General features: G+C 46.3%; 19 protein-coding genes. 10 read left to right on the top strand and 9 right to left on the bottom strand.

The features are described from left to right. The first annotated feature begins 95 nt into the window (after nucleotides 1-95). Nucleotides 96-473: an SH3 domain-containing protein gene (locus QZW47_RS04060; RefSeq protein WP_293124239.1), complete on the top strand. Its 378-nt coding sequence runs from the start codon at nucleotides 96-98 to the stop codon at nucleotides 471-473. A gap of 137 nt (nucleotides 474-610) precedes the next feature. On the opposite strand, the gene QZW47_RS04065 is transcribed toward QZW47_RS04060, so the two are convergent. Continuing rightward, on the bottom strand, nucleotides 611-1591 hold the full coding sequence (locus tag QZW47_RS04065; protein WP_293124241.1) for an aspartate carbamoyltransferase catalytic subunit: 981 nt from the start codon (nucleotides 1589-1591) through the stop codon (nucleotides 611-613). Between the two features lie 643 nt (nucleotides 1592-2234). Between QZW47_RS04065 and QZW47_RS04070 the strand changes: the two genes are divergently transcribed. The 3 genes from QZW47_RS04070 to QZW47_RS04080 all read left to right on the top strand — a co-directional run bounded on the left by QZW47_RS04070 (nucleotide 2235) and on the right by QZW47_RS04080 (nucleotide 4277). Then, nucleotides 2235-2453 (top strand): DUF4327 family protein, encoded by a 219-nt coding sequence (locus QZW47_RS04070; protein WP_006631282.1) that lies wholly within the window; start codon nucleotides 2235-2237, stop codon nucleotides 2451-2453. Between the two features lie 119 nt (nucleotides 2454-2572). Next, nucleotides 2573-3199 carry an IS607 family transposase gene (locus tag QZW47_RS04075; RefSeq protein ID WP_293124249.1) on the top strand — a complete coding sequence of 209 codons (627 nt, stop codon included), beginning with the start codon at nucleotides 2573-2575 and terminating at the stop codon, nucleotides 3197-3199. Further along, nucleotides 3120-4277: a transposase gene (locus QZW47_RS04080; protein WP_293124251.1), complete on the top strand. Its 1158-nt coding sequence runs from the start codon at nucleotides 3120-3122 to the stop codon at nucleotides 4275-4277. The genes QZW47_RS04075 and QZW47_RS04080 overlap by 80 nt, the downstream gene beginning before the upstream one ends. Nucleotides 4278-4702: 425 nt before the next feature. Here QZW47_RS04080 and QZW47_RS04085 read toward each other — a convergent pair whose 3' ends face one another. From QZW47_RS04085 to QZW47_RS04105, 5 genes are all read right to left on the bottom strand, one after another. Beyond that, nucleotides 4703-5944: an FHA domain-containing serine/threonine-protein kinase gene (locus tag QZW47_RS04085; protein WP_293124426.1), complete on the bottom strand. Its 1242-nt coding sequence runs from the start codon at nucleotides 5942-5944 to the stop codon at nucleotides 4703-4705. A gap of 862 nt (nucleotides 5945-6806) precedes the next feature. After that, nucleotides 6807-9176 (bottom strand): serine/threonine phosphatase, encoded by a 2370-nt coding sequence (locus tag QZW47_RS04090; protein WP_293124253.1) that lies wholly within the window; start codon nucleotides 9174-9176, stop codon nucleotides 6807-6809. A 149-nt stretch (nucleotides 9177-9325) separates the two neighbouring features. Further along, nucleotides 9326-11902, bottom strand: a complete 2577-nt coding sequence (locus QZW47_RS04095) for a DHH family phosphoesterase (RefSeq protein ID WP_293124255.1) — start codon at nucleotides 11900-11902, stop codon at nucleotides 9326-9328. Between the two features lie 104 nt (nucleotides 11903-12006). Further along, the gene (locus QZW47_RS04100; protein WP_293124257.1) at nucleotides 12007-12822 is read right to left on the bottom strand and encodes a PD-(D/E)XK nuclease family protein; all 816 of its coding nucleotides are present in this window, start codon (nucleotides 12820-12822) and stop codon (nucleotides 12007-12009) included. A gap of 369 nt (nucleotides 12823-13191) precedes the next feature. After that, nucleotides 13192-13689, bottom strand: coding sequence for a pentapeptide repeat-containing protein (locus tag QZW47_RS04105; protein ID WP_293124259.1), 498 nt, complete (start codon nucleotides 13687-13689; stop codon nucleotides 13192-13194). A 109-nt stretch (nucleotides 13690-13798) separates the two neighbouring features. On the opposite strand from QZW47_RS04105, the gene QZW47_RS04110 reads away from it, so the two are divergent. Continuing rightward, nucleotides 13799-14164, top strand: a complete 366-nt coding sequence (locus QZW47_RS04110) for a phage holin family protein (RefSeq protein ID WP_293124261.1) — start codon at nucleotides 13799-13801, stop codon at nucleotides 14162-14164. 7 nt (nucleotides 14165-14171) lie between these two features. Here QZW47_RS04110 and QZW47_RS04115 read toward each other — a convergent pair whose 3' ends face one another. Beyond that, complete coding sequence (locus QZW47_RS04115; protein WP_293124263.1) at nucleotides 14172-14933, bottom strand: cobalamin biosynthesis protein; 762 nt, start codon at nucleotides 14931-14933, stop codon at nucleotides 14172-14174. A 119-nt stretch (nucleotides 14934-15052) separates the two neighbouring features. On the opposite strand from QZW47_RS04115, the gene QZW47_RS04120 reads away from it, so the two are divergent. Then, nucleotides 15053-15418 carry a hypothetical protein gene (locus QZW47_RS04120; protein WP_293124265.1) on the top strand — a complete coding sequence of 122 codons (366 nt, stop codon included), beginning with the start codon at nucleotides 15053-15055 and terminating at the stop codon, nucleotides 15416-15418. A gap of 8 nt (nucleotides 15419-15426) precedes the next feature. On the opposite strand, the gene QZW47_RS04125 is transcribed toward QZW47_RS04120, so the two are convergent. Together QZW47_RS04125 and QZW47_RS04130 are read right to left on the bottom strand one after the other, a co-directional pair. Beyond that, nucleotides 15427-15945 carry a GNAT family N-acetyltransferase gene (locus QZW47_RS04125; protein WP_293124267.1) on the bottom strand — a complete coding sequence of 173 codons (519 nt, stop codon included), beginning with the start codon at nucleotides 15943-15945 and terminating at the stop codon, nucleotides 15427-15429. A 190-nt stretch (nucleotides 15946-16135) separates the two neighbouring features. Then, nucleotides 16136-16750 carry a TetR/AcrR family transcriptional regulator gene (locus QZW47_RS04130; RefSeq protein ID WP_293124269.1) on the bottom strand — a complete coding sequence of 205 codons (615 nt, stop codon included), beginning with the start codon at nucleotides 16748-16750 and terminating at the stop codon, nucleotides 16136-16138. Here QZW47_RS04130 and QZW47_RS04135 point away from each other — a divergent pair. From QZW47_RS04135 to QZW47_RS04150, 4 genes are all read left to right on the top strand, one after another. Next, nucleotides 16749-16880, top strand: a complete 132-nt coding sequence (locus tag QZW47_RS04135; protein ID WP_293124271.1) for a hypothetical protein — start codon at nucleotides 16749-16751, stop codon at nucleotides 16878-16880. The genes QZW47_RS04130 and QZW47_RS04135 overlap by 2 nt on opposite strands. 324 nt (nucleotides 16881-17204) lie before the next feature. Beyond that, nucleotides 17205-18800, top strand: coding sequence for a pitrilysin family protein (locus QZW47_RS04140; RefSeq protein WP_293124273.1), 1596 nt, complete (start codon nucleotides 17205-17207; stop codon nucleotides 18798-18800). 301 nt (nucleotides 18801-19101) lie between these two features. After that, nucleotides 19102-20583: a pitrilysin family protein gene (locus QZW47_RS04145; protein ID WP_293124275.1), complete on the top strand. Its 1482-nt coding sequence runs from the start codon at nucleotides 19102-19104 to the stop codon at nucleotides 20581-20583. A gap of 111 nt (nucleotides 20584-20694) precedes the next feature. Beyond that, the gene (locus QZW47_RS04150) at nucleotides 20695-21948 is read left to right on the top strand and encodes an SAM-dependent methyltransferase (RefSeq protein ID WP_293124277.1); all 1254 of its coding nucleotides are present in this window, start codon (nucleotides 20695-20697) and stop codon (nucleotides 21946-21948) included. Nucleotides 21949-22312 lie beyond the last annotated feature (364 nt).

Raw genomic sequence — 22312 nt, forward strand, 5'->3', positions numbered from 1 at the left:
CCTTTTCTGAGAAATGAGTTAATGGTTTGGGTTGTTAATCGAGGTTTTGACCTCAGTCTGCACCAACAAATGTTAACAACAATCATGAGGAAACTATGGAAGCACTAGCATTGAGCCACTCTTTTGTTGCTTATGAATCTCCAGAGTCTGAACTCCAACTGGAATTGAAAATTCCTACTTCAGCAGTGGTAGGCGTTGCAGGTCTGGCAGTAGCCCTGTCTGTTCTGAGTGTCGGTGGCGAAGCCCAGGCCAGTTGCCACTACAAGCGCTGCGGCGGCGGTCACCACCGTAGCAGCTACGGTGAAGTTGCCACCAACGGTGGCAGACTGAATATCCGCCACAAGCCCAATGGCTGTTCTCATGTCATCGGTAAGTTGTATAACGGAGACAATGTGGCATTGAGCGGTCGTTACAGACACGGCTGGGCAGAACTTGAAGGTGGCGGCTGGGTATCCAGTGCCTGGATCGAGTAATTCTTAACTAGAACAATTTACTTATCTAGAAAGAGTTTGAATCGTTACCAGGCCGAGCTTGGTAACGATTATTTTTCAGAGGCGCCGGATGCTGAAAATAATTGAACAGCCCAACTTGAGAACTCACAGCTAACAACCTAAACTTTACCGCCACCGATCAGATACAGTAAGGCCATCCGCACCGCTACGCCGCTGGTAACTTGCTCAGAGATCAAGCTAAATTGGGGATCGTCCATCAAATCCGAGCTAATTTCCACGCCGCGGTTAACCGGGCCGGGGTGCAACAGCTTCACAGACGGCTTGCACAGCTTGAGCCGATCGCGCGTCACCCCATACAAAGAATGGTACTCTCGCAAACTCGGCAGCAAATGCTGGCTCATCCGTTCCTTTTGCAGCCGCAAAGTCATCACAAAATCAGCATCTGCCAAAGCAGGTTCAAGCTGCCAGTGCAAAAATAACTTACCTTCACCAACATGGCCCCACTCAGCAAACAACAGCGGTAGCAAAGTCGGCGGCCCGGCCAAATGCACCTCGGCCCCTGAAGCAGTAAGACTCCAAATATTAGATCTAGCCACCCGCGAATGCAAGATATCTCCGACCACAGCAATTTTTTTGCCCGCTAAAAGTTCCAGGCGCGGGCGTTCGGCATCTAACAGAGAACAGATAGTAAATAAGTCTAGCAAACCTTGGGAGGGGTGTTCGTGCTGGCCGTCCCCAGCATTGAGAACGCTGACTTTTGAACCCAAGCGATCCATGGACGAAGCAATGGTGCTGGGAACTCCGGCTTGTTCGTGCCGGATCACCATCAAATCGGTTCCCATCGCCAGATAAGTCTTAGCTGTATCCAGAATCGTCTCTCCCTTGGTCAGAGAAGAACTTCCTGGTGTAAAATTTAGGGTATCCGCCGACAGCCGCTTCGCCGCCAACTCAAAACTGTTGCGAGTCCGGGTAGAAGGTTCAAAAAACAAATTCGCCACCACTTGACCCTGCAACGCAGGCACTTTCTTGGTGCGGCGACCGAGTACCTCCCGAAAACTTGCTGCGGTTTGCAGCACCGTGTCGTATTCGTCGGAAGTAAAATCAGCCAGAGTGAGAATGTGTCGCCTTTTCCAAGTCATACAATTTTAAATTTGAGATTTGAGATGAGACTGAATCATTACGGATGATGGGTTGGGAACTAATCTGCTGTGCCCCAACTCCGGCAGCAGAGAATGTTCGATCGACAGTCGCCTACGTTGCGATCAACAGTATCCAACAAATTTTGACCACCTTTGCGGTTAATAGAGCTATAATTATTTGATGTAGCTCAGACCACACTCGGACAGCGAACCCAGCCTAAAAGCTGAAAAAAGTGCGGTTTAGACTCCCGAAAGCAGAAATAAAGCTTTCGCCTGTTCGATCGAACAGTAGTTGCAGTTTCACCCAAACTCAGCCTAGTCAAAAAACCAGCTTTTGGCCGCGATTCCATCTGCGACTGTGTGGAAACCATCGAGGTAGGAAATCTCCAACCGCCGATCGATCGCTCCACAGCATATCACGCGACATTTTAAAGATGATTAATTCTTTGAAGTCGTTCTTGACTCTTCAGTCCTACTTATAGGCCCTTGTCAAAACGAACTGTGTTAAGATACAAGTTGAATATGTAGCTTCCCGACAAAAATCTACACGTATCTTGGCGAGACTGTTCTTGGCGAAACTGCGGTAAGAAGTAAGAGCTGGGAAGTGGTAATTACACAAGATTTAAACAATTCAAGAGGTATTATGAGCCAGCAGGTTATACAGCCGATGGTTAAGTTCCAGCGTCAGGTGCATTCTCTCGTCACGTCTGACATTATCAAGCCGACAGACAGCATTTGGAAAATAGCTCTGCTTTACGGCGACGAATGGCCTTACTGGAAACAGCAACTCCTAGAGTTTGATTTTTCTATGCAAGACCCCGTAAGCGAGTTGATAGCTGTAGAAGCTTGGGACGAGGAATAACAGAAGAAACTCAGGACTTGGGTATGGGGAAGAAATGACTCGGGCGATCGGTTCGCCTCTAATAATTAATTCATTGGAAAAAGCTGGACAACAAGCACATATGGTGCGAAAGTTTTCCTATGGCTAAATATGTGAAACCCAATGAAGCAGCTAACACTCTGGGAGTTTGCCTGCGAACCCTCAGACGATGGGAAGCAAACGGCAATATCTCCACCGTCAAAACGCCGTCAGGTCAAAGACGGTACGACATCGAAAAGTTCATCAAAAAGGAATCAGAGCCAGACTCTAGACGCGCCACTGTTGTCTATGCTCGCGTCTCTACCAGGCCACAAAAGGCAGACCTTGATCGACAAGTTGAACGACTATCAACGCTCTACCCAGGCGCTGAAGTCGTTAAGGAAGTGGGAGGAGGACTCAATCTTAGGAGGAAAGGACTCATCAATATTTTGGGACGAGTTCTGCGAGGTGATATCGCAATTATTGTGGTTGCCCACAAAGACCGACTGGCAAGATTCGGATTCGACATTATCGAATGGCTCTGTGAGCAATTTGACTGCAAAATCGTGGTTCTCAACCAAATCAGTCTCTCTCCACACGCCGAACTCGTTCAAGATATCGTCGCAATCCTCCACAGTTTTTCAAGCCGACTTTACTCCATTAGAAGACTTGAAAACCAAATCAAGCAGGAGTTACAAGTCGAATCCAAGGCACAAGAAGGAGAAGAAGTCGCCCAACAAAACACTTAAGATTCGGGTTGATCCTGAGTTAGTGCTGCACCAAAAATGGAAGTCTTGGCTATCAGCATCGCGTTACTGCTACAACAAGGCTATTGCAGCCTTGAAAGCAGGCGAAAAAATAACCAGTGCTTATTCTTTGAGGGACTACGTGTTAGGACTGGACTTACCTGATTGGGTTAAGTCTGCACCGTCTCACCCAAAAGAAAATGCTATTTTTGACGCTTGGGATGCCTGGAAACAAGCCAAGTTTGTAAAAGGAGAGGCAAATTTTAGGAGTTGCCGTCAACCCTCGCAATCAATCAAATTCCACAAGGTTAATTTCAACGGCGAGACTTGGTTCCCATCCTTAGTTAAAGGGCTTAGCTTTAGAAGTACAGAGCCAATTCAAAAGACCGAGTTTGCGACCCAACTTATTAGAGACAAAAAGCGATGGTTCGCTTGTATCCCAGTAACAGAAGAGGTGAGGACGAAGGAACTGGATAAGGTAATTGCACTTGACCCTGGCGTTAGAACCTTTTTGACTGGCTACGACGGCGACTCATTTCAAGAATTTGGCAAGGCAGACATTGGACGCATTCAAAGATTGTGTTCTCACCTTGACAAACTAATGGGACCTGTGTCAAAAGCTAGTAGAAAGCAGAAACGCCGGATGCTAGAAGCGGCAAGCAAGCTGAGAATCAGGATTCGTGACTTGGTTGACGAGTGCCACAAGCAGGTAGTTAATTACCTGACAAGTCAATACAAAGTCATATTGCTGCCTACATTTGAAACATCACAAATGGTTGTTAAATCAAAGCGCAAGTTACGCACCAAGACTGCTAGGCAGATGCTCACTTGGGGGCATTATCGTTTTGAATGCCACCTCAAGCAATCAGCTAAAAAACGGGGTGTTGTTGTTATTGACGTTAACGAATCCTACACTAGCAAAACTTGCACCAAATGCGGACACAAACATTCAAAGCTTGGTGGTTCAAAAACATTTAAATGCCCCAACTGCGGTCACGAACATGACCGAGATTGGGGCGGCGCTCGAAACATTATGATTCGAGCTTTGAGGGACGGCTACGAGAGCTCTCTCTATCAATAGTGAGAGTATTGCTATCGCGTATGCCCTGTTTGTTCAGGGTTGTACAGCGTAACACCGTCAGGCTCTTATTGTCTAAATAGATTTTCGGTTGCTAAGTTTTTCTCTCTTCCTCGTTCCCGCAGAACCTGTTCCGAGTGACTTTTGACAAAGGAATGCAGACTTTTTCCTTCTGACTAACGATATCAATTGCGTTAGCATCGGAATTATTCATCTCTCTGTTCTCTCGCTCTGCGTCAAGGGTGTCAAGAGCGGTCAAATCATGCCGATACAACGGGAATTGATATGATTAATAGACAAGATTGCAGAAGTCACCGATCGCTCCTGCAACAGCAGATATTAGGCAGATGCAACCGACGATGCAACGCAGATGATTTCAGGGTATTTTGCGATTGTTGCAATTAAAGTCTAATGACCGATGACTTCTGTTAAAGACAATCTGCTAAAGCTCTAGCTAATTGTTTAGCGGTTTGAAAGCGATCCCCAGGCTTAGTTGCGGTGGTTCGCAAAATGGTATCGCGCAGTTTCGGGGCGATCGTCGGAATATTTTCGAGCTTAAACCCGTAACCTCGAGCAATTTTGCCGTAAAACTTTTGAGGGCTTTGGCCCGTCAGCAAAAAAATCAAAGTAGGCCCAATAGCATATAAATCGGACTGAGGGAGAGGCTGTCCTCGGTCTTGTTCTGGGGCGGTGTAACCTTCGACGCCGATGCGAGTGCCCGGAGGAGTGCCGATTTCTTTAACGGCGCCAAAATCCAGCACTGTAATGCTATTGTCACGGTGGCGCACCAGCAAATTAGCAGGTTTAATATCTCGGTGGACGATCGGGGGTTTTTGAGAGTGAATGTAGTCCAAAACCTCACAGGTTTGGATCGTCCACTCTATTGCTTGCTGGGGACTAACAGGGCCGCGGTTGTAGATGCGTTTTTCTAAATCCTCGCCGTGAAGCATTTCCATTACCAAGTATTTTTTGCCGCCTTCGACAAAAAAGTCAAAAAATTGAGGAATTCCCGGATGGTGGAGCGCCTTGAGAGTTTTAGCTTCACGTTCAAACAGTTCTTGAGCTTTGACTATTTGAGCCATGTCAGCATTCATTTCCTTAAGAACTACCAGAGATGCTGCGGGGGAACTTCCCGGTTGTTGAGCTTTTGCTTTCTCTCGATCCCAGGCTAAAGTCGTTGTCCCCATACCGCCTTGGCCTAAAGTTCGCAGGACTTGGTAGTTGCGGACAGCGCGATCGACTTTAATCGGTTCTCCACAGTGGATGCAGAATAAATTCGCCGGCGGGTTTCCCGCGTGGGTACACCTCTGGGCGGCAAGATTCAGAGTAGGGTTTGCCGCAATTTTGCCGCCGAGTTCAATAGTCATAGATTGGAAATGCAGAATCGGGCCGCCCCGCGCCAACTGGATGAGCGCACCGTCGGAAATCCACCCCTGCGACACGAGAATACCGTTAACAAAAGTGCCATTTGTCCCGGAATTAACTAAGTACCACTGAGGGTCAGCGCCACTTTTAACTCTTTGTAATTCCACGTGCTGCCGCGACACTAGAGCATTGGGAATCACAACTTGATTTTCCGGAGAGCGGCCGATGCGTACAATCGACTCGCTCTCGAAACTCCACTGTTGCAGGGGAGTATTTTTTTCTGGATCTAAAAGAGTCAGCAGCATTTTCGATTCATGTGGTTGAATTCCCAGATTTTGGATTGATAGTTGGCGGGAATTTACAAATTTTGGGGGCGATATTGGAAAAATTAGCAATTAAAACAGGACTGGCGCATCAATGCAAAGCAACTGGGTTTTTGAGCAATTATTCAGCTTTTGGGCAAATATTTTGGCCGCCAAACCCGGTCTCTAACTACCCGCGGGCAATTCTAAAAATACTTGTTAGCTTCAGACCTTGGTTTCACAAGAACTTTATAATATCCTGATTCTGATTAAAGATTCCATAAATTAAGTCATAAATAGTTTTTGGCAATTATCCAGTATATTTGTCAGCCGTCGATCGGGCATCAAAAACACAGTCGCTCGATTTAACACTTGTCACTACAAAAAGTACGCAAATCATCCTCAAGTTGGAGGTGGATTTGCCGTAGCAGCCGGTTGTGATTGAGGCGCTACCTCTATCCTATGTATGGCGGACACTTCCCGCTGCGATCGCGCGGTTGGGGAAATTAGGGCGATCGAGTATTGTCTAAAACCGCTTTCGGATCAGCCCGTTAGATGGCTAACTTCAATTTTAGTGTACTTTTTTGTGATTGCACGAAGTGTTGCTGTCAGTAAAAGCTGTTTCTAGCTTTGATGAATCCACGGACGTTAGAGCCAGCTTTTCCTGCTGATTCCCCAATAAATTCTCAAAATTAAAGCTACCGATCAATCGTGTGCCCCAACAGCTTTTGTGCGATCGTATTGGGGCTGCAATCAGTTTTTGAGAAATCTATCGGCAGCTATTTCAATACCCGATCGCTAATCGCAGAGCGAGCAGTCGCGGGCGAAAAGCCCAGCCTTTGCCAAAGCTGGCAGCAGGGAAATTCTAAAATCGAAATGGGCCTACCTGCGCGCGAATAATAATGGCGGTGATATTGTCGTGACCGTTGCGTTTGTTGGCTAATTCAATCAACTCGGCAACTCCGCGATCGAGATCGGCTTGGGGATTGAAGAGGGGTTCGAGAGTGGACTGCCAGTGAGTTTCCAACAAATCGTTATCTGTCAGGCCGTCGGAAGCCAAAATCAATAAAGTATCTTCGCACAAGTCTAAAAACTGCACGTCTGGCTTGAGAAAATTACTGTCTCGCGGGCCGATGGCTTGAGTTAGTTGATAGGCGTCGGGGCGGGAATAAGCGGTTTCCGGGTCAACCCCGCGCTTAATTTCGCGCTGACCTACTTCGTGGTCTGAGGTGATTTTTTCTAGGGGTTGTCCCTTTCTGAGTCGGTAGAGGCGACTGTCGCCGACGTGAGCAACGGCGAATTTGGTGTCTTGAACTAAGACTGTGACTAGAGTGGTACCCATGCGGCCGCTGCCGGAGCGCCCGTCTTTTTGATTGATTTCAAAAATGGCTTTGTTGGCTAGGAGCACTCCTTGACGGATGGTCTCTGCCTGGGGCAGTTGATTTTCCCAACTGGTTTGAAAGAATTCTCTGAGGGTTTCAGCGGCTAATTGACTGGCTACTTCTCCGCTGTCGTGTCCGCCCATGCCGTCGCAGAGAATGTAAAGTCCTTTGGTTTGAAAGATGCGACCGAAGGAGGTTTCGAGTTTGTTGAGCTGAGTCCCGATGCTGAAAAAGTCTTCGTTGTGGTCGCGGGTGCGGCCGACATCGGTGAGGCCTGCTTCTTGTAAGCTGTAAATCTGGACGGGCATCGGCTGGGTTAAGACCTCGCCAACAACTTCAGAGGGGGAGGGGGAGGGACTCTGGTAAAGCTCGCTCTCTGGGGTTGAGGTTGGTGCAGGTGCGGGTTGGAGTTCGAGGGGAACGGTTTCTAGGCGCGATCGCAATTCTTCAATGGTATTAATCTCGCCCCTGTACATTTGTTGCAGCAGTTCTAGCAAAGCGCCAAACTGAGTGCGATCGGACTGGTTAAATATTGCCTGCCACAGTTGCCCCAAATCTATCAGTTGCAAGTTTGAGCCTGGGGGTTCGGGATAGAGGTATTGCAGCCGCACAGAGGCAAAGGAAAACGAAGAGTCGGGGTTGACCCGCAAATTTGTCAGTTCCAACAAGCTTTGACGGCAGTGCCAGGGTTCTAGGGCGGCCCAGAGTTCGGTCATTTCGTGCAGCCAGTACACAATTTGCTGGGTGGAAGTTTCCGGTTGGCTCCAGCGTTCCACCAGCAGCGGCGACTGCGAGCAGTCTTCTAGTAACAGCACTGCTTGTTGGTCGTCCGACCAGCTATCGTGAATGACTGGCAGGTTGTGAGAAAATTGCCACCGGAGTGCCAGATAAGGTTCTGCTGTGCCTTGGCAAAGCTCTGCTAGGGCCCAGTTGGTCGAGTTTTCTCCGGCTTTAAGGGGGGTGGTGTAGGGGGAGGTGCGTTTGGCGACGCTGGCAGAGTTGGCTGCTAGCATGGCTTTGAGCGGTGACATTTGCAGGGGCTGACAGTCCAATACTGTTACTGCTACGGTGTCTGAAGGTTTTCTGGGGGGCAGGGTTTCTAGCAGTTGGTAGCGCTGCTGGCTGTCTAAATAGGTTCCTGCTGGCTGGGCAGAAATTAAATATTCGGCATTGGGGGCTGGGATTTGGGGGGATTGGGCCACTGCGCCCTCGGGGCTATTGGTTGGTTCCTGAGTTGGTTCGGGCCCTGGTGAGGTTGTGAAAGTGTTCTGAGATGGGGTTATTTCGCCCTGTGGTTCTGTAGTAGAGATTTTTTGGTTTGTTTGAAAGGATGTTGGTGCGATCGCCCCCACGGCGATTTCGGAGTCGGTTTTGGCAGTAACTTCGGCGGTATCGGGCCCTGGTGCGGTGGCTGCGCCGTCGGTGATTTGTGTGGAAATCGCGTCTATTGGTTCTCGGGAGTCTGTGGCTGGTGGGGTTTGAGGAACTGTGTCTGGTTTTTGTGCAAGCTCGGGTGGGCGTGGGGTTTGCTCGTCTGGCTCAACTGCTGAAAAGCTCGATCGACCGCGGATAATCGCCCGCCACACTTGACCAGTTGCGACTCCGCAATTTTGACATTCTTTGGCGCTAACAGCGACTTGGGCGTCGCATTGGGGGCAAGGTTTGTAAATTAGGGAATTTCCGCATTGTTGGCAAAACTTGTTTTGATCGGGATTTTCAAATTGACAGCGGGGACAGAGGAGCATAGGGGTTTTAAATTGGAGATGTGCGATCGAGTGAAAGCGGTGGGGGAGTTTGGGGTTTTGGAATGGTGAGTTATGAGCTAGGAGTTTTGGGCGTGACTCGCAACTCATAACTTTCATTGCCCTAGCCTTATTTTATCGGCATCAATTCAGAACTAAGATATTTCTTAGAACTGAGATGTGGCATCGCTGTCAGGAATAGGGCCTGGGAGGGGAAACAGGGCAGAAAGCCTGTTACACAAAATGGTGCAATATCTGAGTTAGAAGGGATTTTCTGTAGAATCTTCTTGGAAAATGGTCTCTCGGGCGATCGACACAATGGTAGAAAGGGGTACTTCACAAAAATATTTCCGCCGGAATTGTTCTTCGGAGACTGCGGCTAGGAATTGCGCCCCGTAACGGGTGGCTTGGGGAGAATTTGCGGGTGAAAATTGGATGGATTGGCTATCTAATAAGGATTTGGGGATGCCATCTCCTGCGTCTGCTTGGTGTGGGGTTTCGGTTTGTCTGGTGATGTGAAAAGCTCGATCGCGATAATTGACTGTGAAACCGAGATGTTTTAAGGTTATGAACCCGAGTTTGAGCGAGGTGTCGCTGATGCCGAGTTTTTGAATCAGTTGTTGTCTGGTGACTGGTTTGTTGGTGCGGCTGAGGTATTTGGCGATGCCGATGAGCTGTTGGCAGATTTGCTGTGGGGGCACGGCTGGGGGTAAACTGTAAGCGACGGCGAGCTTTTTTTGAGCGTGCTGTGCTTGCCGAAACCAGATGCGGAGTTCGTCCCAACTTGCGGGGCATTCTTTGAGGACGATCGAGTTTTGGCGATCGAGTATTTCTGAACTCTCCACTAGATTTTCTGTGGCTATTTGAGTTTCGGAGTTGGTACTGGCTGCTAACAACTCTGCGGCGTTATTGGTGTTGCGCCAGTCTACGATCCAGTCTATTTTAGTCTGGGAATTGATTTTGCTGTGTTCGGCGCGCGATCGTACTGCGAGGAGGCGCACTTCATACCGCGATTTGTAAGTATTAAAATCGAGTTCGACTGTGGCATCGCAGCGGCCTTGAGGAACTTCGTTTTGATAGTGTCCCCACCAAATGCCGGAAAATCCTGTATCGCTAGACTCATCTCTAATAGTAAATTCAGTTTTGATATATTCTACTTTTTGCCCTTTCAAGTCTTTAATTTTTTGATTCCAGAGATTGTCAAACCAACAATTTTCAATCATCAACTTGGGTGGCGGGTTGCCCATGCCGCAGGGTTCGAGCAATTTTAGTTCTTGAAATAACTCTTTACCTAATTCGGATACAGTAACTGTGAGGTCGGCTATAACCGGGGCTGCTGTTAAACTTTCCGGGCTGTATTTTTGGCGCAGTTGTTGATTGACTGCATCGGTAAATAAGGGAATATTTTCAACTGGGAGACTCAATCCGGCGGCGAAGGGATGACCGCCGAACCTGTCCAATAAATGTGCTTGAGCTTTGACTAATTGGTAAAGGTCAATTTGATTGGCGGAACGCGCCGAACCTCTGGCTATTTTAGATTTTTGATGGGAATTTTGAGAGTGAGAAATTGTTGGCGATTCTGGGGAAACAGCATCAATAAATTGGGTTTGTGGCAGATTTTCGTTAAGTTCTTCGGTTCCTTCAGTGCTGAATAAAATGGTGGGGCGACCGTATTCTTGGGCGATTTGTCCTGCTACTAATCCCAATACTCCTACGGGCCATTGGGGGTCACTGAGGACGATAACGCTAGTAGTTGAGAGGTCGAGTTTGGCTAGTTTTTCGGCCGCATCTTTGGCGACATCTTTTTGCAAAGATTTGCGCCGGGAGTTGGCAATTTCGGTTAAATTGGCTAGTTCTTCGCAGCGTTTTTTGTCGTGGCTGGTGAGGAGTTCTACGCAGAATCTGGCGGAGCCTTGAATGCGGCTGACGGCGTTGATTCGGGGGCCGAGGCCGAAGGAAATGTCGGTGGGGCGATCGCCTGTTTTTTTGCACAGTTCGAGCAATTTGGCAACTCCCGGGCGGGTGGGATTGGCGAGTTGTGTTTGTAGTTGTTCGATGCCGAGTTGGGCTAGGTAGCGGCAGTCTCCTGTGAGTTGGACTAAATCGGCAATTAAGCCGATCGCGACTAATGACAGTAAATCTGCGATCGGTCGCTGCGGAATGTCGGGCAAAGTGTGATATAGTGCTTCGATTAATTTGTAAGCTACCGCAACGCCGGAGAGGTTGAACAGTGGGTGGTGGGGTTCAAAATAGCGGGGATTGATAATCGCTGTGGCCCGAGGGCGATCGTCGGGTAATGTATGGTGGTCGGTGACAATTGTATCGATGCCTAAACTGGTGGCATATTCGATTTCAGCGATGTTTGTACTGCCAGTATCGCAGGTAATAATTAAGCTTATTCCCAATTTTTGCAAGCGGTCAATTCCTGGAACATTGAGTCCGTGAGATTCGCTTAAGCGGTTGGGGATGTAATAAATTAGTTGCTCGTCTTTAACAAAATATTCTCCTAATCCGTCCCACAAAACCGCTGTTGATGTGATGCCATCAGCATCGAAATCTCCCCAGATTGCAACTTTTTCGGCGCTGTTGATTGCTTGCTGAATTCTGGCGATCGCCCACTTCATTTCTAGTCCGAATTCAAACGCACTTGCTGGCTGGTAAAGTTTGGGATTTAAGAAACCAGGTAGTTGTTCTGGGTTGTGAATTCCTCTATCCCACAGAAGTGCTGCGGCATAGTTTCCCGGGAGTTCCGGGGCGTGCTTTCTGACAGCTTGCACCAGCCAATTTGGCGGTTGGGATAACGGTGGATTTTGCCAGTTTTGAGAAAGTTGAGTCATCGGTTATTTCATAAATTCTACTAGGGCTTCGCTTCACCAACAATTCCCAATGCGTTGAGACTTGAAACTGTCCGACCGAAGAGTTTGCATACTAAAAAGTTTAGTTAAATAGATATTTCGTCGATTATAGCAAGATTGGGCAGCCAATTTGCAGGAGTTTGTGGGGGAAAATTTGGCGAGTAAGCTGTGGTTTCTAGGGTGCGGTTGCAGCGAGTGGCGAATTGACAGGAATCGCAAAGATTGGCGCTAATGTCTACTTGGGGCAAAAAATCGCCGCCTTCGCTGTAGCAATGGCGCCAGTTGCTGAGCTTGTGTAAGAGGCTGGTTAAATCTTGTTTGGTGCGATCGTGCTCTGCTTGGCTGTAGGAAAAAGTTAGTTTTTGCGGCGGTTCTTCTCCTCGCAATTGCACGAACCAGTATGTCATGGATACTTGTTCTGGGGAATAGTCGCTGGTTTCAACTAAGACATATAAATAAAGGCGAGTTTGCCAACTTTCGGCTATCCGTTTTGATTTTTGAGGGCGGGGATAGGTTTTCCAGTCAAGAATTTGAGCTGTATTTGGTTCGGCGATTAATAAGTCATAAATCGAGGTGAACAGGTAGTCTTGAACAATGAGGGTGCGGAGGTGTTCGGCTTGGCGGAAAATTTGGTCGCTATTTTCTGAAGTCGCGAAAATTTCGGGTGCGGCCGAGATCAAGGCTGAGACACAGCGTCCTATTTCCGGGTCTTGTTGGGTGATAGATTCGATCGCCAATCCGAGCTCTCGCTGCTGCATCAACAGGTGAAATCGGCTTCCCCAGGCGAGTTTTTCTTGGTGTTCTGGCGAGGTGGTGGTGGCGAGCAGTTCTAGATAGCTGTGTTGGAATTTGCGGGGACATTCCTCGAAGATTTTGAGTTGAGTTTGGGAGAGTCGGAACATTTTTGAGTGTGATGTTGTGGGGTTTGCGTCAGATTTGGTAAGCTGATTTTTTTAGGTAGGCTATCTGCAATCAAAATGTTTGATCGTTCGGACTTTATACCAATTTTCTAAAGATTTGCTAGAGATGAACTCTTAGCCCCCCCTTAGTAAGGGGGGGGTTGGGGGGGTGATTATATAACACTACTTTAGAAAAATGGTATTAGTCCTCTGAATCGGAGGACTAAAGTCCGAACGATCAAACAAGCCAATCTGATTATTTATGGTCGTTCGATCCCACAGGATCTAAAATACTTAAATTGACAGTTCGGGAAAGGCAAGGCCGTATCCTTGGCAATTTTCCCGATATTGAAATTATGGGATTAAAATCAATCAGCGACATCCCAAGGAATCGCGAGTATCAACCCCTGTTTGAGAATTAACCCCGCTGGCTTTGCCGCACAATTCTTTAATTTGTGCGCCGTCCATGATTGAGTCAGTAAAATCAGCGCCTGTGATATTAACTCCGTCAAAGGTAGAACGCAGCAAAATTGTTTCTACTAAAATGGCATCGCTTAAATCGGCATTAGTAAATTTAACTTGATCGATCATAGCATTAGTTAAATTGGCGCCGTGTAAATTTGCCTGAGTCATTACCGAAGCGCTCATAATTGCTCCGCGCAAATCGGCCTTAGAAAAATTAGTTAAGTCCATATTAGCGTTAGAAAATTCAGCCGATCGCAGGATTTGACCGGAAAAATCGCGTCTTGTCAGTTCGGCGTTGCTGAAGGAGAGCGGCGGAGCGTAATATTTAGATTGAGCTTGGGCTGCGCGCGGCAGGATGAAGATGGTTAGCGCTAAGAGGAATGCTGCTAGTTGGCGGAGTTTCATAAGTCTGAGATTCTCGCAAGGTGGGTATTTCGTAGTGTATCCCGAACTTTGGTCGATCGCCTAAACAGTTACAATCTAAATTAATAGCGATGGAGATGAAAAACAAGATATGCTAAATTTTTTCTTAACTTGGATAGTAGCCGCAGTTTCGCTGGTAATTACCGCTAACATCGTACCAGATATTGCGGTGACGAGCTTTCCGGCGGCGATGCTGGCTGCTGTAGTTATCGGATTTGTGAATGCGGTTGTCAGGCCAATTATTACATTGCTGACTCTGCCTTTGAGTATTCTTACTTTAGGTTTGTTTTTGTTTGTGGTGAATGCGATTTCGCTTTCCTTGGCTTCGTGGTTGGCGGGTGCATTCAATATCGGCTTTGCGGTTAACGGTTTTTGGCCTGCTTTGTTCGGTTCGATTGTGTTGTCGTTTGTTTCTGGGCTGATTGGCCGATTTGTGAATGCCGGCAGTGTTGAGTAGTCAGATATTATCCTAGATTGTCGATCGGGCAAACTGCAACCGCTACTGTAACACAGCCGAGTTTTTTGTCCGAGCGAATTATTGTTTTCGGAACTAACAGCGGATGCGAAGCGCCCATCAACGGAGAGAAACGCAGATGATTGATGGATATCTGCGTTTTTTGCTGTTGATGGGCGGTGACAATTTGGGCGATCGCGCAAACTGCCGCTGCTTCTGCTACGCTGGGCGTACCGACTGTTTTTGCTGCAATACCTGAAGGATTGGGGACTTCGACGGAACTTAAGATATCAGCAGGAAAGGTTTTTAACGGCCAGTTTCGGGCTTGACAAAGTTCCAGCAAGCCGACTTCACCTGCTTTAGAGTCTATTGTAGCAATACCTGCGATCGCACCTTCAGCTAAATGATAACTGCGACAGACACTTTGAATCGCAGATTCGATTAATTCTCGCGAAGTTCCAGCTTGACAACCAATCCCAATCCACAACACTCTCGGATGCCACTGAACCTTTGGCAAAACAGATTCCGGCGCAAATCTTCTCTGAGTAAAACTAATCCAAATTCGCCCTTTAATAGTTGACAGATTTTCCCCATCCCAACACAAACAATGTTTTTTGGGCAGACTATTTCGCCACAAAGTAGAACCAACTTCTTGAATTACTTCTACAGTTTCCCCTCTCTTCATCGCGGCCGCCACTCCCACCCAGTCGCCCCTCCCGCGACTCCACCCGCTGGGAGTATCTACCATATTTAACGTAAATCCATCGCTCATAATTTCATTTTCTATTCCGTAGTTTCACTGAGACTAAAATCTTAATTATTTTTTTAACACAATCCATCAAAAAAAATGTATGATCGTAGCACAAATTGCCAAACCAAAAAACATTTAATATGGTAGAAATGAACCAGTTACTGTTAGAGTTTGAAAGCAACCTCACAGGGGAAGCAGTAACCGAAGAATGGAAAGAACTTCGTGACAGTTGGGTGATGGAAGTACAAGAAGCATTTGATCAGTCACAGCTAGCAGAACTTCTAGTTCAATTAGAATCAAACATCGAGTGGGAAGCTGTACAAAATCAATGGCAAAACCGCCGGGAAAGCTGGGTAGCAGAATGTGAGTCAGCATCGACTGTTGAAGAAGTATCAAGTTTATTGCTGGAACTAGAAAGCAATACAACTTGGGAAGCATTTAGCGATGAATGGCAGGATAATCGGGAGAATTGGGTACGGCAAATGTACGAATTTAACGATGAGTAATAATTCCCTCAATCAAAATCTATTTTCATGCTCAATGATCTCCCCTCTGTGCGGTTGATAGTCTCGCTTCCCTCCATTACTTTAAATCCCGCTCGCTTGTATAAATGCAGGGCCGGATTTGAGCTTCTGACACTCAGCGATACCGATGGATAAGATGCTTTAGCTGCTGACAATACATGAGCCAGCAATTGGGTTCCTACACCCTGATTTGTATATTCTGGAAGAACCGCAATTGCCAATTCTGGGATACTATCATCAATCCAGCCAAATCCCTTGTCATCCCCTGTCAACAAACGCAGCCACGCGGCTCCTATCGGCTGGCTGCTATTCAATGTGGCTACAAAGCCCATATCGCCTGTACGTCCCCAATGCTTGACATATTTCGCAATTAAAGGATGATTTACAACAGCTTCCACTGTTGATTCGCCTTCTTCTGCCATGTGCGCCGCGACGTAGAGCATTTGCCACAAAAAAGGCTCGTCTTCCTGCGTTAGCGATCGAATAGAATACTCTAAGATTTTGTCCATAAGTAGAAGGAAGTTCGGCAACGAGGAATGTACGGAATGTAACGGATGTGTGCAAGAATAGAACTCTTGCAAAAATTGAAAACTATCTTGAAACTATCTGCGTTTATCTGTGTTTATCTGCATTGTATCTGCGGTTAACCGGCTTTATCAAAGATTCATGCAATCTTGTCAAATGACAAATGACAAATGACTAATCCTTAACTAAAACTCCATTTAGAAAAATCTCTGCCAATCCTTCCGCCATTTCCTGCATTTCCTGCGGAGAAGCATTGGGTTCCATAATTGTATTCTGACTGAAACCGGCGACAGCAAACATTCCCAAAAATACCTGAGCGACAATCTTTGGATTCATCTTCCGATAAACTCCTTTTTCCATTGCCGTTTCAAAAAAAGCCTCAGCCACAACGCTCATTTTTCCGATGACTTCTAACTGAATTTTATCCCTCAAATCGGGATGAAACTGCGCCTCCAAAAAACAAACCCGCATCATATCGCTATTTTCGCGGATATTCAACATCCGCCTACGCATGACTTGAGCCACAGCTTTGTAACTACCCATCTCGCTCAATTCAGTCAGCAAATCTGTTAGTATTTCCACCCATCCTTCCGTCGCCACCTCAATCAAAATCGCTTTTTTATTATCAAAATGCCGAAATAGCGTACCCTCTGCCACCCCCGCCGCCGCTGCTAAATCGCGAGTAGTCGTACCGTCATATCCGCTGCGAGCAAATAACCGCTGAGCTGCTTGTAAAATTCGTTTCTTAGTTTCTGTTTCTGAAGGAGGAGACTGATTAAAAATTCGCATGGCTTTGGAATGGGTAATTGGCGATTTAGTTAGAAGGAAGAAGGAAGAAGTCCGATGGAAGTCGGAAGAAGTCCGATGGAAGTCGGAAGTCGGAAGAAGGAAGAATGCCTTTCGGCTTGGCTCAAGGTAAACAGAAGTTAGAAGACATACACAGCAAGCTTGAGCGCGAGCCCTATTTTACGTTTAATTAGGTGGATTCACTTGGAACTGTGGGTTTGGGACGGGCGGGCGAAATAATGTTAAGTTTTAAGCTGTGCGCGATTTTAATCTCAAACTCAAAACTCCTTGCCGAACCCCAGACCATTTTTGTGATTTGCTGTATCAGCGTAACATCTGCGGCGCAACAGATCGCTTATGCCTCAAAAAATCTTTATCCTTAAACAAGAATCTCTTGTATTCGGCACAAACCTCAGGTTTGACAATCCAAAATCTAAAATCTAAAATCTAAAATCGAATGATCCCGCTGTTCCAAAAACCTCGCGTGGCGAAGCTATCCCATAGGGAATCGCCCAAACGTAAAACTCGATTCATCGCCTCCCTACTCGCGGCTGTGCTGCTGTGGTGGGGGATTTCACCCGAAATCGCCCTCGCCCGCGAGAACCCCGCTAGCGGCTCCCAATTAGTGTCTGTGCAACCGTCGCTCGATCGCGTAATCAAGCAAGTCACGGAATTTAAGCTCGACAATGGCATGACTTTCGTGGTGCTCGAAAGGCCCAGATCCCCGGTAGCATCGTTTCTAATTCACGCCGACGTGGGAGGGGCTAACGAACCCGACGGCCAAACCGGAGTCGCCCACTACCTGGAACATTTAGCATTTAAAGGTACGCCAAAAATCGGCACTACTGACTACAAAGCCGAAAAACCGCTGCTAGAAAAACAAGATCAACTCTTCGAGCAAATGCAAGCAGCGAAGGCTAGTAGCAAAACTGAAGAAGTCGCCAAATTCAAGGCAGAATTTGACAAGGTTGAAACAGATGCTTTGCAATTTGTCAAGCGCAATGAATTCGGCAAAATCGTCGAACAAGCAGGCGGAGTTGGACTAAATGCCGCTACTTCTATCGACTCGACTATGTATTTTTATAGTCTCCCCGCTAACAAATTAGAACTGTGGATGTCGCTGGAATCTGAGCGTTTTCTAGAGCCTGTGTTTCGGGAATTTTATAAGGAAAAACAGGTAATTCTAGAAGAACGGAGGCTGCGAACTGAAAATTCGGCGATCGGGCAAATGGTCGAAGTTTTTGCTGACAAAGCTTTCTCTGTTCATCCTTACCGTCGCCCGGTAATTGGCTACACTGAAGATATTAAGAACCTCACCCGTAGCCAAGTGCAGACTTTTTTCGATAGTCACTACATCCCCAGCAAACTGACTGTGGCCGTTGTAGGAGACGTGAAAGCTGCCGAGGTGAAGCGTCTCGCTCAAATTTATTTCGGCCGCTACAAGGCGAAACCAGCGCCTCCTGAATTGCAGATTGTGGAGCCTCCCCAAACGCAAACAAAGGAAGTCACGCTGAAGTTAAAAACTCAACCTTGGTATTTGGAAGGATACCACAGGCCGGCGATGAATCATCCCGACAATGCGGTTTATGAAATCATTGGTTCTTTGCTCAGCAGCGGCCGCACTTCTCGGCTTTACAAATCCTTGGTAGAACAACAGCAATTGGCGCTAGCTGCTCAAGGTTTTAGCGGTTATCCGGGGGAAAAGTACCCGAATTTGATGCTGTTTTACGCTCAAACTGCTCCTGGCAAAACGGTTGATGAGGTGGCGGTGGCTTTGAGCAAGGAAATCGATCGCCTAAAAACTGATCCGGTGTCTGCTTTGGAGCTGGAGCGGGTGAAAACTCAGGCGAGAGCGGGTTTGTTGCGATCGCTCAATTCTAATATGGGTATGGCTTTTTCGCTGCTGGACTATCAAGTGAAAACTGGTTCGTGGAAAAATTTGTTTAAGCAATTGGATGCGATCGCGGCTGTTGCTCCTGCTGACATTCAACGTGTCGCTAAGGCAACTTTCCGCCCGGAAAATCGCACGATTGGTAAGCTTTTGTCGCTTTAAGAAGAAGGAAGAAGTGTTAACTTAAGGTCAAACCCTCAGTCCGGCAGGGGTTTAAACCCCTGCCTCATAGCGAAAGTCCTCTAAAGAGGACTCATGAGTTATTTAGTCCTCTTCAGAGGACTTTCGCTATAAGAGGGGGACTTCAGTCCCTGGCGGTTTTTTGGGCTTAAGTTGACACGAAGGGGAAGAGGACAGAATAAAGAAATAAGGGAGAAATTCTGGTTTCCAGGCTTTATCTGGGAACGCAGATCCAGAGGCTGTGCCTCCTCGAATCGTCAAAAGATAAATATTAGGAGCAAGAATGAAAAGGACTAAATTGAGACTGAAAAAAGTAAAGTTATTTCTGCTGGCATTTTGCTTTTTTACTGTTTCACTTGGCACATTTAATTTATTACCTTCCCTAGCGGCTGGGCCGAAGCATTACGATGAATTAAAATTCCCGCCGGTGCCAGAAATCAAACTGCCTAAATACACTCGCTTCGAGCTAAAAAATGGCATCCGCGTGTATCTGATGGAAGATAAAGAACTACCGCTAGTGGGGGGAACGGCGCTATTTCGCACGGGCGATCGTTTTGAACCTGCTGACAAAATCGGATTAGGAGGTTTGACTGGAGAAGTGATGCGAACTGGTGGCACGAGCCGGCATACGGCTGATGAATTAAATCAGTTGCTAGAACAGCGAGCAGCTTCGGTAGAAACGGGGATTGATATTACTTCTGGTAGCGCTAATTTTAGTGCTTTAGCTGAAGATGTAGAACCTGTTTTTGATTTGTTTTCGGAAGTGATTCGCGAGCCAAGTTTTGCTAAGGAAAAGTTGGATTTAGCTAAGAATCAAGAGCAAGGTGGCATCGCTCGCCGCAATGACGATCCTAACGATATTACGGGCCGGGAGTTTCAAAAGTTAATTTATGGCGATCGCAGTCCCTACGCGCGCACAGCAGAATACAAGACTATCGCCAATATTTCCCGGGACGATTTGGTGGGTTTCTACCAGAAGTATTTCCACCCCAAGAATATGATTTTGGGTATTTCTGGCGACTTTGATACTGCTAAAATGCGATCGCTCGTGGAGCAAAAATTCGGCAATTGGGAACCGACTAAAAGTGCAGAAGTGCCACCCTTACCAACGGTATCGCCCGCCACTCAAGGCGGCATATTTTTGGTGAATCAGCCGCAATTGAGTCAAAGTTACGTGCAGATGGGGCATTTGGGCGGGATGTTGAACAGCCCAGATTACGGTGCTCTTGACGTAATGAACGGGGTTTTGAACGGTTTTGGCGGGCGTTTGTTCAATAATGTGCGATCGCGCCAAGGCTTAGCCTACACGGTTTACGCGGCTTGGAGTCCGAGATTTGACTATCCTGGGACGTTTGTAGCTGGGGGTCAAACGCGATCGGACGCGACAGTACCGTTTATCAAGGCAATTCGCGCTGAGATCGATCGAATCCGCACCGAACCAATTACCGCCGAAGAATTAGCTTTTGCTAAAGATTCTACCGTCAATTCTTTCATCTTCAAATTTGAAAATCCGAATCAAACTTTGTCGCGATTAATGCGCTACGAATACTACGGTTATCCCGAAGATTTCATTTTTCGCTACCGCCGCAGCGTCGAAGCAGCGACAATTGCTGACGTGCAGCGCGTAGCTAAGACTTACTTGAAACCTGAGAATTTGGTAACGTTAGTAGTAGGAAATACTGATGGAATTCAACCGCCATTATCGAGTTTAGGAACTTCGGTAAAAGTGCAATCTGTTGATATCACAATTCCCTCGGCGACTTAATCGATGATTCGTGTGACGCATCAGACTATTGTGTGGTGCGTCACTGTGAGATTGTGGATGATCTAATTTGTAAATTTTCGATGGCGAACCTTACGGCTACTGAATAATATAATGAATATCAACACGCCAGAGCAATTCGAGTTAGTTTTATGTTCTAGTATAGAAAGTCAAGAATTTGTCAGATTAACTTTAGGAAAATATAGAGGAGAAGAAGACGGTTTAACTAAAATTATTGTGAGAATCGTACAATTTAAATCAAGCATAAAACTTTCTTTTACCTATAGCTACAAAACCAAAGAAATAGTAAAAAACCACCCAATCGAAGAGGGAGTAGACTTAATCAAAACCCTTATTGGCAGTGAATTCATGAGTATTAGATTATTCTCAATCAAGCAAGATGTTCAACTTGAATATGGCAGAGATAAAAATCCTAAACTTCATTTTATTAAACCCACTTTTGCCAATCCTGTTGATACGACTCCCCAGGAACACGATCACAGGAAGAAACGGTATATTGAATCCGAAAATAATGTATATCTCAGAGCATTAGGCATTACCAATAATCAAGGTAATGTCGTAAAAACGATGGAAGATAAGTTCAGACAGATAAATAAATTTGTTGAAATCATACATGGCTTACTTGAATCATCAGGATTGGCAGCGAAGAGTCATATCTCTGTAGTTGATATGGGTTCAGGTAAGGGATACTTAACCTTCGCAATATATGATTTTTTGAACAATATTTTAGACAAAGAAGCATCAGTTGTCGGTATAGAAAGCAGAATACATTTAGTAGATTTTTGTAACTCTGTTGCCCAATCAGTTAATTTTGAAAGGTTACATTTCGAGCAAGGAAATATTAGTAACTATAGCGCAGAAAAATCTGACATAACCATCGCACTTCATGCGTGCGATACTGCAACAGATGATGCGATTTATAAAGGGATACAGTCTGATTCTTCTTTGATCATCCTAGCACCATGCTGCCACAAGCAAGTTAGGAAACAGATTCATCCGAATATAGTTTTGAAGGATCTCCTAAAGTCTGGTATTTTGCTAGAGAGGCAATCGGAAATAGTGACTGATGGATTAAGGGCACTTTTACTTGAGTTATCTGGCTATAAGACTAAGGTTTTTGAGTTTATAGCTGCTGAACATACGAGTAAAAATATAATGATTGTGGGAATCAAAAGCAATCATAGTATTAATAACGAGCAGATTGTTGAACAAATCAAAGAAATCAAAAAACTTTATGGAATTAACTTTCACTATTTAGAAACTTTACTATTTCCCGACCTCTTTCTTTACCCTAATTTAGCTACTATAATTAATCCTGAGTTGGTAAACGATTGCCCTATAACTTAGGCTTAGCTTGAATTCGCCGAAGTGCATATTTTCCGATTTTGTAATATGGGAACTTCGGTAAAAGTGCAATCTGTTGATCTCATAATTCCATCGGCGACTTGACGATGATTCGTGTGACGCAGCAGACTATTGTGTGGTGCGTCGCTATGAGATTGTCGATTTTATTTGTGGATTTTGGATAGCGACACACCCTACGGCGAACTGTGTTTGGTAGGGTGCATCGCTGCTAAAAATCGTATATTTTTTGTGAATTTGCAATGGCGACGCACCTGACTATTGTGTGGTGCGTCGGTGTGAGATTGTCGCTCTTGGTTGTGAATTTGCGATCGCGACACACCCTACGGCTACCGCAAAATACAACCCG

The organism is Microcoleus sp. bin38.metabat.b11b12b14.051 (assembly GCF_013299165.1).
Taxonomy (GTDB): Bacteria; Cyanobacteriota; Cyanobacteriia; order Cyanobacteriales; family Microcoleaceae; genus Microcoleus.

What these genes read in the sequence shown, in the direction of transcription:
- QZW47_RS04060 (WP_293124239.1), top strand. Translation starts at nt 96, where the DNA reads ATGGAAGCACTAGCATTGAGCCACTCTTTTGTTGCTTATGAATCTCCA.
- QZW47_RS04065 (WP_293124241.1), bottom strand. Translation starts at nt 1,591, where the DNA reads ATGACTTGGAAAAGGCGACACATTCTCACTCTGGCTGATTTTACTTCC.
- QZW47_RS04070 (WP_006631282.1), top strand. Translation starts at nt 2,235, where the DNA reads ATGAGCCAGCAGGTTATACAGCCGATGGTTAAGTTCCAGCGTCAGGTG.
- QZW47_RS04075 (WP_293124249.1), top strand. Translation starts at nt 2,573, where the DNA reads ATGGCTAAATATGTGAAACCCAATGAAGCAGCTAACACTCTGGGAGTT.
- QZW47_RS04085 (WP_293124426.1), bottom strand. Translation starts at nt 5,944, where the DNA reads ATGCTGCTGACTCTTTTAGATCCAGAAAAAAATACTCCCCTGCAACAG.
- QZW47_RS04090 (WP_293124253.1), bottom strand. Translation starts at nt 9,176, where the DNA reads ATGAGTTGCGAGTCACGCCCAAAACTCCTAGCTCATAACTCACCATTC.
- QZW47_RS04095 (WP_293124255.1), bottom strand. Translation starts at nt 11,902, where the DNA reads ATGACTCAACTTTCTCAAAACTGGCAAAATCCACCGTTATCCCAACCG.
- QZW47_RS04100 (WP_293124257.1), bottom strand. Translation starts at nt 12,822, where the DNA reads ATGTTCCGACTCTCCCAAACTCAACTCAAAATCTTCGAGGAATGTCCC.
- QZW47_RS04105 (WP_293124259.1), bottom strand. Translation starts at nt 13,689, where the DNA reads ATGAAACTCCGCCAACTAGCAGCATTCCTCTTAGCGCTAACCATCTTC.
- QZW47_RS04110 (WP_293124261.1), top strand. Translation starts at nt 13,799, where the DNA reads ATGCTAAATTTTTTCTTAACTTGGATAGTAGCCGCAGTTTCGCTGGTA.
- QZW47_RS04115 (WP_293124263.1), bottom strand. Translation starts at nt 14,933, where the DNA reads ATGAGCGATGGATTTACGTTAAATATGGTAGATACTCCCAGCGGGTGG.
- QZW47_RS04120 (WP_293124265.1), top strand. Translation starts at nt 15,053, where the DNA reads ATGGTAGAAATGAACCAGTTACTGTTAGAGTTTGAAAGCAACCTCACA.
- QZW47_RS04125 (WP_293124267.1), bottom strand. Translation starts at nt 15,945, where the DNA reads ATGGACAAAATCTTAGAGTATTCTATTCGATCGCTAACGCAGGAAGAC.
- QZW47_RS04135 (WP_293124271.1), top strand. Translation starts at nt 16,749, where the DNA reads ATGGCTTTGGAATGGGTAATTGGCGATTTAGTTAGAAGGAAGAAGGAA.
- QZW47_RS04130 (WP_293124269.1), bottom strand. Translation starts at nt 16,750, where the DNA reads ATGCGAATTTTTAATCAGTCTCCTCCTTCAGAAACAGAAACTAAGAAA.
- QZW47_RS04140 (WP_293124273.1), top strand. Translation starts at nt 17,205, where the DNA reads ATGATCCCGCTGTTCCAAAAACCTCGCGTGGCGAAGCTATCCCATAGG.
- QZW47_RS04145 (WP_293124275.1), top strand. Translation starts at nt 19,102, where the DNA reads ATGAAAAGGACTAAATTGAGACTGAAAAAAGTAAAGTTATTTCTGCTG.
- QZW47_RS04150 (WP_293124277.1), top strand. Translation starts at nt 20,695, where the DNA reads ATGAATATCAACACGCCAGAGCAATTCGAGTTAGTTTTATGTTCTAGT.